Origin of the sequence: Hallerella porci (assembly GCF_003148885.1) — a bacterium.
Lineage (GTDB): Bacteria > Fibrobacterota > Fibrobacteria > Fibrobacterales > Fibrobacteraceae > Hallerella > Hallerella porci.
The window spans coordinates 1-11,453 of the sequence record NZ_QGHD01000044.1 but is presented as its reverse complement, the minus strand read 5'-3'; the positions used below and the strand labels follow the sequence as shown (position 1 = coordinate 11,453).

The window sequence follows — 11,453 nt, the reverse complement described above, 5'->3', positions numbered from 1 at the left end:
ATTGAATACATCCGCGCACAACGCGTCGTGGCGATGGTCAATGCCGCAGAAGGAAAAGGTGAAGCCAAAGGTCGCGCAGAAGAAAAGTATTCCCTCGCCAAAGGATTCTTAAAAAAAGGCATTTCCGTTGAAACGATTGCCGAAGTCACCGGTCTCTCAATTGACGAAATCAAAGCACTGTAAAAAAAAACGCCCCCGAAAGTTGCACACAACCTTCGGGGCTTTTCTTTTTCGTGAATATCTTTTGCATAAACAGAAAAACGCACCGCCAAAGCGAAGCGTTTTAAGTGATGCATTTTTTGCGATTTTTTTAGAATTTAATTTCTTTTCCGATGCGGCGCCATTGCCGAAATTCTGCGCTTGCCGAAAGCAATAAATCCGTGGAAGAATTGAGTGCGGTTTCAACGGAATCTTGCACGACGCCGATGATAAATCCGATTCCCACCACTTGCATTGCGACTTCGTTAGGAATGCCAAAAAGCGAGCACGCCATCGGAATTAAAAGAAGTGAACCGCCCGCAACCCCCGAAGCGCCGCATGCGGCGACCGTCGCCAAAATGCCGAGGACGAGTGCGCTCAAAATATCGATTTGAATGCCGAGAGTATGCACCGCAGCGAGCGACATCACCGTAATCGTGACCGCAGCGCCGTCCATGTTAATCGTCGCCCCGAGAGGAATTGTCACCGAATAAGTGTCTTTGTCCAAGCCAAATTCTTCGCACGCTTTCATATTCACCGGAATATTTGCCGCAGAACTGCGCGTGAAAAATGCAGTCACCGCACTCTTCTTGATACACTTTATAATCAACGGATACGGATTTTGGCGAATGCACCAAAAAACAAAAATTGGATTCACAACGAAATAAACAAAAAGCATCGAGCCGACGAGAACCAAAAGCAATCTTCCGTATTCCGAGAAAATTTCTAATCCGCTTTCGGAAACCGACGAGAAGACAAGTCCCATAATGCCAAACGGTGCGAGTTTAATAATCCACGTGACGACTTTAGAAAGCCCCGACGAAATATCGTTGAGCACTTTTTTCGTGTGATCATTTGCGTTTCGCAATGCGACGCCGATGAGAATTCCCCAAATTAAAATGCCGATGTAATTGCCGTTCGCCAAACTGTGAATCGGATTGGCGACCATATTCGAGAATAGCGTGCGCAAAACTTGTGCAATGCCTTCGGGTGCAGCCATATGCGCAGCGGGCACAGTCAAAGTTAATGTAATCGGGAAAAGTTTACTCGCAAGGACACCGACAAGCGCCGCAGAAAATGTGCAAAGCAAATAGAGAACTAGCACTTTCCGGATAATGCGTTTCTGCGATTGTCTTTCATTTGAAACCGAAGCAATGAGAAGAAAGAAAACGAGAAGCGGAGCAATCGCTTTAAGAGCGCCGACGAACGCATCGCCCAAAATGGCAACTCCCGTCGCCTGCGGCACAAAAATTCCAAGAAGAGCGCCAACAATGAGTCCGCACAAAATGCGAATGACCAAGCTTAAGCCATTCCAAATATCAAAGATTTTTTCATCAGAATTCTCGGTTGAAAAACGCAGAAAATATAATTTTATTTTGAAAAATTTCTCGGTAAATTTTTTCATTTTGCAAAAATAAAATCAAAAAAGCGGACTCGCATCCGCTTTTCATTTTGAATGTTCCGTTAAAAAAATGCGACGCTTATTCGCCTTTTTTCTTGAGAAGTGTTCCGCAGAATCCCATCGAGAACACGATGCTTGTAACGAGGAAAATAGCAATGCCTATGCACGCTAAATGTCCGATGCCTTGCAAGCCGCGATGCGTCGTAAAGAGGAATCCGACAAAGCCCGCAATCGTTGTCGTTGAGCTCGCCATCACATTACGACCCGTCGTATCCAACAATCCGCGAAGCGTTAAATTTTTATCCGCAGTCCACGCCGAGATAAAATGAATCGTTGCATCAATGCCGATACCGAGAGTCATCGGAATCACAATCACATTGTAAATGCTGATTTTTCCAAAGTCGAGAGTGTGCGTTAAGAAGCCGAGAATTCCCATCGTAATAAGGAAACCCATGCCAAAGGAAATACTTCCGGTGATGAACAATTTCGGCTTGCGGAAAGAAATCGCGAGTGTCAAAATGATGACGACGATAATTGCGCCCGCGAGTTTGAAACTATCCGCTTTCACCGATTCAATCACATCGGACAAGATGAATTGCGAAGAGAATGTGCGCAAATTTTCGCCATCAAAATTCCAATGGCCATAGCGTTCTTGGAAAGCGTGCAACGCTTTCGCATCCCAACTCGGGAAGTCGCCGTAGATGAATCCGATTTTTCCATAAGAGCCATCTTTTTCGCGGAGAAAATCAAGAGTCCATTCGGGAATATCTTCAGCGGTAAATGTTTTTTCGACTTGCGAGAGTTTGCGAAGATTTGCAATGTTGACCGAATCATCTCCCGTGGCGCGGTCAAAGACTCGAGCATTTGCAAGGTCGCGAATTTCTTCGATAATTTCCAAGCGCTGTTCCTGCGAATCCTGCGGCGGCACAAAACTTTTGAGAGTTAAAAAACTGCCGAGCATCGAATCTTTTTCGACGAGTAAACGCACCATCAGCGTATCGTAAAGTTTGTCGAGTTGTTCTGGCTTAGAGCCCATCACCGCTGCCGGCGTCGAAGAAACCGCTTTATTGGATTCGCGCGTTACCTTCGTCGAAATTTTATTCTTCTTCTGCGTTTTTTCGGTTGAAACGCGGCGCAGATTTTTCAAATTGTGTTCAAAGTCCACATATTGCGAATAGTAAAGCGAAAATGCACCGATGATAAAACCGATAATCGCAGCGATTTTAAATGTCTTCGCAATTTTTTCTTCGCTCCAAGATTTCGGAAGCAAGGAATTTTGCGGAGCCGCAGGAATTCCGCCCATGCATTTTACAAAAACCGGAAGTACTAAAACCGAAGTCAGCATACTGAAAAGAACGCCGGTCGAAGCGACAATACCGAATTCATAAAATCCGCGGAAACTCGAAGCGAGAAGAGTTAAGAACGCAGCAATCGTCGTAAAGCTTGCGAGAATAAACGGCTTAATCATTTTACTCTGCGCATTTTCGAGTACTTCTTCTAATGTCGCATATTTGTGCAAAAGTTTTTGCGCTGTTCCCAAAATATGAATGGAATAATCGATGCCGATTCCCAAAATAATCGAAGCGACGAAAACCGTAAACGGATTGAATTTCCCGTAGAAAAGCGCGGTGAACGCTAAGGTCGGAAGGCAAGCGTAAAGCACGGAGCCGGTAACGAGGATCGGACCTTTAACGCTGCGGAAGAAGAACATCGTGAGGAGGAAAATCAGGACAAGGCTAATGCCAAACGAGAAGATGCTATCGTTTGCAACATCATCGACTTCTTTCAATCCTTCGTAAGTGCCTTCAACCGTGAAGCGCGTCGGAACAGGATATTTCTGACTATTGAAATGCTGTAAAAGCGTATCGGTTTTGGCGAGAATGCGGGTCACAAATTCGTAATCCGTCGAAGGCTTCAAAAGTTTTGCATTGACAACGCCGTTGTAAAGAATTTTGCCGGTGCTATCGGGCTGCGGACTTCCGATTAATCGCGTTTTTAAATGCGCGGGAATCGTCGATTTCGGATTCCATTCCGAAGATTTTTCGGTCTGCGTCGAATCTTTCTTTTTGAAGAACGAATCAAAGGCGCTAAGCGCTGCATCGGGGAGACCGAGTTCTTGCGGAATATTTGCGTCAAACCAAATGCGTTCTTTTTTCTCGGCGGGCGCACCTAACAAGTCGACGACGAGCGGACCATTTTTGCGCCCAATTTCTTGCTGCACATCTTCTAAATTGTCACGGAGCGCTTCCAAGTGTTTCATCGGAAGGTAAAGAAGCGCGTTATCTTTGAAGAATTGATTTTCGTTATCCACTTGCGTCGAAACGAAATCGCCCTGCCAATTTTTGTGAATGTAATCGGCGATGGAATCTTGCAATGCGGCGACGAGTTCTACATTTTCGCTTTGAATCGCAATCATAAAGCGATCGGTACTGCCAAAGCGTTCGTAAGATTCGTTGAGCGCGATAACGCTCGGCGTTTTTTCAGGGAGAAGATGCGCCAAATCAGCGTCTAATTTCAGCCCGGGATAAACGAGAATCGGAAAGGCAAAAACGAGGGCGAGGAGGATGTAAAAAAGCAGCGCTTTATATTTGTGCTTGCAAATCAGCGGAATGTACCACGCTGAAAATTTTTCAATCAACGACTTTTTCATAGATTATAAAGATAGATAAATCCGCATTAACGGCACACTTAAACCCGATGAAACGCCAAAAATGAAGAACAAAAGAAGTGAATGAGTTTCCCATTTGCTCGCTTTGCGCACTCATTTTTCATTCCTAATTTCTAATTTCATATTATGTTTCTCTTTTCTCCTGAATCTCCTTTTGAAAGTTGGCAAGTTTGCGGTTTCTCGGGCAAGCCGGCTTTACTTTTTCCGAAACTCGACAGCACGCATCGCTATAGCAAAGAACATTTGCAAGAATTACAAGCGGGCGATGTTATCGTCGCCGATTCCCAATCAAGTGGCCGCGGAAGACATGAACGCGTTTGGCTTTCGCCTGCGGGGAAAAATCTTTACTTCAACATTCTTTACCCGTTAACAGGTTTTGCGCCCAAAGAATATCCGCAGCTTATGCAAATTACCGCGATTTCGATTGCGCAAATTTTCCGCGAACTCGGTGTGAATGCAAGCGTCAAATGGCCGAATGATATTCTCTGCGACAAGAAAAAAGTCTGCGGCATGGTTTCCGAAATTTTGACGAAAGACGGTGAAAAATTTCTCACCATCGGCATCGGCATCGATGTCAACGCCGACGAATCCGACTTTCAAGAAATCAACCGACCTGTCACAAGTTTAATGCTTCTTCTCGGAAAACGCATTAACCGCGAAGCGCTTTTACAAAAAGTTCTTCAAAAGCTCAAAGAATCTTTTGCGCTCACCCAAAAAGAAGGCATTCGCCCGTGGATTGACGAATGGCGAAAAATGGATCAATTCATCGGCAACGCGGCCAAAATCGTCGAAGGAAACGCGGTCATCGAAGGGACAATTTTAGACATTAACGAAGACGGCAGTTTGCTCTTTTGCAAAAAAGACGGCGAAATTATCTCACGCTACACAGGCGATTTGGAAATTTAATTTCCCGCTTTGGCCAAGCGTTTCTAGCTATATTTGGCGCATGCAATCTTTGCGTAAACTCAAAGTCGGTCAAAGCGCCGTTATCCGCACAGTCGGGGGCAAAGGCGCATTAAGGCAACACTTTTTAGATATGGGCGTCATCCCCGGCGCCGAAGTTACCATCACCAAATTCGCTCCGATGGGCGATCCGATGGAACTCGAAATTCACGGTTACGAACTCACCCTCCGTTTAATGGACGCCGCCCGCATCGAAGTCGAACCGATTGCCGAGCGAACAAATTCGCACAAACACATTAGCGAAATTAAAGAATCTGCGCATCCGGGGCTCGGCGAAGAAGGCATTTACCATTCCGAAAAAGAAGCGTCGCCACTTCCCGCGGGAACTCCACTCCATTTTGCGCTCGTCGGAAATCAAAACTGCGGTAAGACAACTCTCTTTAATAAACTCACCGGCGGGAATCAACACGTCGGAAATTTCCCAGGCGTTACCGTCGATAAAAAAGAAGGCGTTATCCGCGGATTTTCGCACGCGACCGTCACCGATCTCCCAGGCATCTATTCGATGTCACCTTATACGAGCGAAGAAATCGTTTCGCGGAATTTTGTTTTACAAGAAAAGCCACAAGGCATTATCAACATTATCGACGCTTCGAATATTGAACGCAATTTGTATTTGACGATGCAAATTTTGGAAATGAATATTCCGACAGTCGTTGCGCTCAATATGATGGACGAAGTCACAGGAAACGGCGGATCCATTGATATTAACGGAATGGAAGCGATGCTCGGCGTTCCCGTGATTCCCATTTCTGCGATTCACAATCAAGGCGTCGACGAACTCATTACCCACGCCATTCACATTGCGCAGAACCAAGAACGCCCGCGCAGACAAGATTTCTGCGACAAGAATGATCACCAAGGTGCTGTGCACCGTTCACTGCACGCCGTCATCCATTTAATCGAAGACCACGCCGAACGCGCAGGGCTTCCGGTGCGATTTGCCGCAAGTAAAATCATCGAAGGCGATGAACTGATTCTTTCGCAATTAAAATTGGATCAGAACGAAACGGAAATGCTCGAGCACATCACCGGGCAAATGGAAAAAGAACGCGGACTCGACCGCAGCGCAGCCATCGCAGATATGCGTTTTGACTTTATTCAAAAAGTGTGCGAGCAAACTGTTGTTAAGCCCCGAGAAAGCAAAGAAAGCATTCGCAGCCGCCGCATTGATAAAATACTCACCGGGAAATTTACCGCGATTCCGTGCTTCATCGCCATCATGATTGTGGTTTTTTATTTGACTTTTAATGTCATCGGCGCATTCCTTCAAAATTTACTCGCTGCGGGAATTGACAAGCTCACCGAATTGACAAGCGCAGGGCTTTCTTCTCTCGGCGTGAACGCAACCATTCAAAGCTTAGTCGTAGACGGTATCTTTTCAGGAGTCGGAACGATTCTCAGCTTCCTCCCGGTCATCGTCGTTTTATTCTTCTTCCTTTCTCTCTTAGAAGATAGCGGTTACGTCGCCCGCGTTGCCTTTTTCATGGATAAACTTTTGCGGAAAATCGGACTTTCGGGCAGAAGCATTGTCCCGATGCTCATCGGCTTCGGCTGCACCGTTCCCGCGGTCATGTCCACGCGCACTCTTCCGAGTGCCCGCGACCGTAAAATGACAATTCTTCTCACGCCCTTTATGAGTTGCTCTGCGAAGCTTCCGATTTACGCTTTCTTTGTGAGCGCATTCTTCCCCGGACGCGGCGGCCTCATTATGTCGGCGCTTTATTTGTTCGGCATTTTTCTCGGCATTGTCATCGCACTCTTTTACCGCAAAACTCTTTTCCGCGGCGAGCCTGTGCCATTCGTCATGGAACTGCCGAATTATCGCCTTCCTGCAGCAAAAAATGTGTGCCAACTTTTGTGGGAAAAAGCGAAAGACTTTTTAGAGCGCGCCTTCAGCATTATTTTAATCGCAACCATTATCGTCTGGTTTTTACAAAGTTTTGATTTGCATTTGAATATGGTCGAAAATTCGAAAGACAGCATTCTCGCACTCATTGCCGGTTGGATTTCTCCATTATTTGCTCCCTTAGGACTTGCGGATTGGCGCATTTGCACAGCGCTCATCAGCGGTTTTATGGCGAAGGAATCCGTCGTATCGACTTTGCAAATTTTATTTGCCGACGATGTGAACGCAGCGATTACAAGCCTTGGCGCAATTACTCTCCTCGTTTTCTGCTTACTTTATACGCCTTGCGTCGCAGCCATTACCGCAGTCAAGCGCGAACTCGGAAAAAAGTATGCGCTTTTCGTCGTCGGTTTTCAATGCGCAGTCGCGTGGCTCGCCGCCTTTGCGGTCAAAATTTTACTTTCGCTTTGCGGCTTTTAACCGATGAATTTTTGGGACATTTGCATTCTCGTTTTGGTAAGCGCTGCGGTTTTCTTCGCCCTGCGGAAAATCTTCCGCGATAAAAAAAACGGCAAATGCTGCGGAAACTGTAAACTTTGCCGAGGATGCAACTCTTCAAAATGCAAAACTTTTCCTAGCAATTCCCCGAATTCATTTTCTTCAAAATTTTCGCAAAAATAATTATCGCATTTTAAAATAAGAAAGGCGGATTCCGAAGAACCGCCTATCCTTATTGAGCTACCAGGATTCGAACCTAGACAAACAGATTCAGAATCTGTTGTGCTACCATTACACCATAGCTCAGTGTTTGCGACAAATTTATAAAATTTTCCTAAAACGGCAAGGGTGGCGAAACAAAAAGAGCCCAGACTTGCGTTTTTTCAACCGAATTGACCCAATCGAGCAAACGAATTTGATCCGAAAGACTGCGCGAAAGGTAAGATCCGTCCGAAAGTAACGATTCTAATTGCACCGGACGACTTTCGGGAATCCCCGCAAAACGTTTCGCTTCGGAAATCGCTGCATCTAAACCGCCGATTCGATGAATCAATCCATTTTTCACACCTTGACTTCCCGTAAAAACGCGACCGCCCGCTAAACTCCGATCGAGAGAATCTTTCGGAAGTTGCGTGGCTCCGGTGACAACATCCAAGAAGCGATCGTAAAATGCGTCCAAATAATTTTGAAGCGCTTCGCGTTCTTCGGGCGAAAATTCTCGGCCTTGTCCTTCGGCATCGGCATGCGGATGCGTTTTCACCGGCTCCATGCGAAGTTTCAATTTATCCAAAAGTCCTTTGACGCTGACTTTTCCGCCAAAGATTCCGATGCTTCCGACGATGCTCGCTTTTTCTGCGATAATTTCATTGGCGCCGCACGCAATCATATAACCGCCGCTTGCGCCCATGTCGCCGATGCTCGCTACCACCGGCATTCTCGTTTGCGAAATCGTATGCAGTCTGTGCCAAATTTCATCCGACGCTTGCGCAGAACCGCCGGGACTGTTAATGCGCACGATAAGCGCGGAATATTCCGGAGACTTCATCAACTTGCCGAGTGCTTCTAAAACTTCTGCCGAGCCTGTGCTCCGCGAACCGGTCAGCGGATCATAACCGCCGACGCCATCGACGATTGAACCTTCGATATTGAGCAATGCAATTTTTGAACGAGGACGCCAATCTTCATCAAAGATGCGGACACCTGCCCGCGGCGCATAATCCGAAACATTGACAAACGGAGCGTCCAAACCGTAAATGGTTTTGAGCGCATAAGGGGCGACTTCATCGAGGTAAAGAAGAGTATCGACAAGTCCTACGCGCTTTGCATCTTTCGCAAGTAAACTCGGATGTTCCAAAAGAGAATCGAGCGGTAATGTCGTCGAGATGCGCATCCGAGAATCCGCGGTTAATGTATTCCACCATTCTGTGTAAAGCTGCGTATAATTTTCGCGGGCTTCGGCACTCATCGAATCTGCGGTGTAAGGTTCTACCGCCGACTTGTATGCGCCATGCCGCAAAAGTTCCACTTTGATTCCGACCCAATCAAAGAAGCCTTTATAATAGAGAACTTCGCCGCCAACTCCGCGGTAATTGACGCGCGCCGAGGGCTCAAGAACAATCCGCGTTGCGGCACTCGATGCGAGAAGAGTTGTCGGGCGCAATTCATCTAAATACGCAATCGTTGTGCGCCCTTGCAAATTCAATTTTGCGATGCCGCGTTCAATTTCTTTGGAAATTGCCGTGCCCGCTTTGTAACCTGTAAAATCAAAAATGATTAACTGAGCACTTTTATCGGCGAGAAGCAAATCAAAATGTTCCCGCAGCGATTCAATGCTCATCGAACTGCGACCAAAAAGCGAAAATCCGGGTTCGGTTTCTGTAAGCGGAAGAGAAAGCGGAACGCGGACAACGCGCGAAAGCACATAAGGGTCGGCGAGTTTCGCGCTGTGATAGCCCACCGAAAAATGGCGCGGCTTCCAATCATCATCAATCGCAAGAGTTCCTTGGAACGAGCGTCCGAAAGCGTGCGACGCAAAGACGCGATATTCGTCATCGCCGTGAATAGGAATTTGCACGCCTAAATCGAGGAATCCTAAATTCGCTTCGACAAGTAAACGATGCGTTTCTTTATTTTCGCCCGCATAACTGACCGAGAGCCCGTCAAATACGCGAAGAGTTGCGCCGTATTCTTGAATGCGACGCTGCTTCTCGGGCCCAAATTGCACCGCATGTTTACTATCAAATCCAAGAGCAAGCCATTGAAAAGGACGAATTAAAATGCCAGGCGTCGCCGAAAAATCTGTCCCATGAAAATCCGAACTGCGAAATGCTCCCGCCGAAAATCCGAGGAACGCAAAACGATCGAGCATCGGAAGCGATGCGATTAAATTCCAACGCGATTCGTCGACATCATCATAATCCGAATGATAGCTGAATGTTGCGCCCAAATAATCGCCGTTAAATCCCGCCGAAAATTCGTAAACATCATCTTTATCGCGGCCAAAATTGAGAACGCCGCCCGGCGAATCAAACGCCGAAAGTCCCGCTGGGTTTCCAAATAATCCGTTCGAATTCGGAATCGAAGGAAAGCTCCATTCCCCTGGCAAATAAGCCAAAGCCGAAGCCGCAAATACACCGATTAAAGTTGAAAATTTCATCAAACAAAAATTAGAAATTTGAAAAATGAGAAAGTTTCGCTACGCCACTTTCTCAACTTTTCTCTCCTAATTTTTCATGACTAACTGACTAATGACTTTCACCAATTCTTCAATTTTAAAAGGCTTTGCAATGTGCGCATTCATGCCCGCGCGCTTGGATTCTTCGACATTTTCTTCATAAGCGTTTGCGCTTAAAGCGACAATCGGAATTGTTTTTGCGTCGGCTTTATTCATTTTCCGAATTTCTTTTGCCGCATCAATTCCATTCATCACGGGCATCATTAAATCCATCAAAATCAAATCAAAAGTATGCGCTTCATTTTCTTTAAATTGATCGACTGCGATTTTTCCGTTTTCCGCGCTGGTGATAATTGCACCGCATTCTTGCAAAAGCGTCTCGGCAATTTCGCGATTGAGTTCATTGTCTTCGACGAGCAAAATTTTCACTCCCGAAATATTTTGTTTCAATTCATTGTCCTCGGGATTTTCAATTTTTGTGTTCAAATTTCCTTCGGTCACTTCAAATGGAATCGTGATAATAAATTGACTGCCTTGATTTTCTTCGCTTTGAATTTCTAATTCGCCGTGCATTTTATCGATTAACGCATTCACAATCGACATGCCAAGTCCCGTGCCTTTGAAAACGCTTCGCGCATCGCTGTGTTCTTGGCTGAACGGCTCAAAAATATGTTTCAAAAATTCTTCGCTCATGCCAATGCCTGTGTCCTGAATTGTAAAGCGCACAAGAGCGATATTTTTCTTTTTCGAAATCAATTCGGTGAAAAGACTCACCTTTCCATTTTTCTTATTGTATTTAATTGCGTTATCGATAATGTTTAGTAAAATTTGGCGAACGTGTAATGGACTTCCGTAAAAAATGATGTTTTTAAAAACATCGTAATTTGACTTATCTTGAATCGTCACCGAAAATTCAACCGCTTTAATTTCTGCCATGATGGTAACCGTTTTAATTAACGGCAAAAGGTCAAAGGATTCGTGCGACAAAGTGACTCGATTATCTTCGAGTTTTACAACTTCAAGTGTATCGCTTAAAAGAGACAAAAGATGTTCTGCGGCAATTTTTGCTTTTTTGCGATTGGAATCTAAAAGTTCTTTATTGTTTTTTATTAGTGTCCGGTAAAAAATATAGCCAAAAATAAAAATGGCAGGCTCCTCAGACGAAGAACCTGCCCGTTTTGTTTTTACCTTGTAATTACCA

The 11,453-nt window shown here is 45.6% G+C and carries 7 protein-coding genes, 1 tRNA gene and 1 pseudogene; 4 read left to right on the top strand and 5 right to left on the bottom strand.

What is annotated here, in order from left to right:
* A pseudogene (locus tag B0H50_RS13400) lies at positions 1 to 183 on the top strand (hypothetical protein); the annotation flags it as partial.
* Positions 184 to 310: 127 nt separating this feature from the next.
* On the opposite strand, the gene sstT reads toward B0H50_RS13400, so the two are convergent.
* Together sstT and B0H50_RS12460 are read right to left on the bottom strand one after the other, a co-directional pair.
* Positions 311 to 1,603, bottom strand: a complete 1,293-nt coding sequence (gene sstT, locus B0H50_RS12465) for a serine/threonine transporter SstT (RefSeq protein WP_106198968.1) — start codon at positions 1,601 to 1,603, stop codon at positions 311 to 313.
* Between the two features lie 76 nt (positions 1,604 to 1,679).
* The gene (locus tag B0H50_RS12460; RefSeq protein WP_109587876.1) at positions 1,680 to 4,250 is read right to left on the bottom strand and encodes an efflux RND transporter permease subunit; all 2,571 of its coding nucleotides are present in this window, start codon (positions 4,248 to 4,250) and stop codon (positions 1,680 to 1,682) included.
* Positions 4,251 to 4,394: 144 nt separating this feature from the next.
* Between B0H50_RS12460 and B0H50_RS12455 the strand changes: the two genes are divergently transcribed.
* From B0H50_RS12455 to B0H50_RS13930, 3 genes are read left to right on the top strand one after another with little or no spacing between them, the layout of a single operon-like run.
* Positions 4,395 to 5,174, top strand: a complete 780-nt coding sequence (locus B0H50_RS12455) for a biotin--[acetyl-CoA-carboxylase] ligase (protein WP_109587875.1) — start codon at positions 4,395 to 4,397, stop codon at positions 5,172 to 5,174.
* A 40-nt stretch (positions 5,175 to 5,214) separates the two neighbouring features.
* Positions 5,215 to 7,560, top strand: a complete 2,346-nt coding sequence (gene feoB, locus B0H50_RS12450) for a ferrous iron transport protein B (RefSeq protein WP_106198965.1) — start codon at positions 5,215 to 5,217, stop codon at positions 7,558 to 7,560.
* A gap of 3 nt (positions 7,561 to 7,563) precedes the next feature.
* Entirely contained in the window at positions 7,564 to 7,761 is a 198-nt protein-coding gene (locus B0H50_RS13930) for a FeoB-associated Cys-rich membrane protein (protein ID WP_106198964.1), read from the top strand.
* Positions 7,762 to 7,813: 52 nt separating this feature from the next.
* On the opposite strand, the gene B0H50_RS12440 is transcribed toward B0H50_RS13930, so the two are convergent.
* From B0H50_RS12440 to B0H50_RS12430, 3 genes are all read right to left on the bottom strand, one after another.
* A tRNA-Gln gene (locus B0H50_RS12440) sits at positions 7,814 to 7,884 on the bottom strand.
* 28 nt (positions 7,885 to 7,912) lie between these two features.
* Entirely contained in the window at positions 7,913 to 10,234 is a 2,322-nt protein-coding gene (gene sppA / locus B0H50_RS12435; protein ID WP_106198963.1) for a signal peptide peptidase SppA, read from the bottom strand.
* Between the two features lie 66 nt (positions 10,235 to 10,300).
* Positions 10,301 to 11,453 (bottom strand): ATP-binding protein (locus tag B0H50_RS12430; RefSeq protein WP_233244825.1); only part of this gene is annotated, 1,153 nt, incomplete at its 5' end.

Coding starts and splice junctions, on each gene's coding strand:
- B0H50_RS13930 (WP_106198964.1), top strand. CDS start 7,564: ATGAATTTTTGGGACATTTGCATTCTCGTTTTGGTAAGCGCTGCGGTT.
- sppA (WP_106198963.1), bottom strand. CDS start 10,234: ATGAAATTTTCAACTTTAATCGGTGTATTTGCGGCTTCGGCTTTGGCT.
- feoB (WP_106198965.1), top strand. CDS start 5,215: ATGCAATCTTTGCGTAAACTCAAAGTCGGTCAAAGCGCCGTTATCCGC.
- B0H50_RS12455 (WP_109587875.1), top strand. CDS start 4,395: ATGTTTCTCTTTTCTCCTGAATCTCCTTTTGAAAGTTGGCAAGTTTGC.
- sstT (WP_106198968.1), bottom strand. CDS start 1,603: ATGAAAAAATTTACCGAGAAATTTTTCAAAATAAAATTATATTTTCTG.
- B0H50_RS12460 (WP_109587876.1), bottom strand. CDS start 4,250: ATGAAAAAGTCGTTGATTGAAAAATTTTCAGCGTGGTACATTCCGCTG.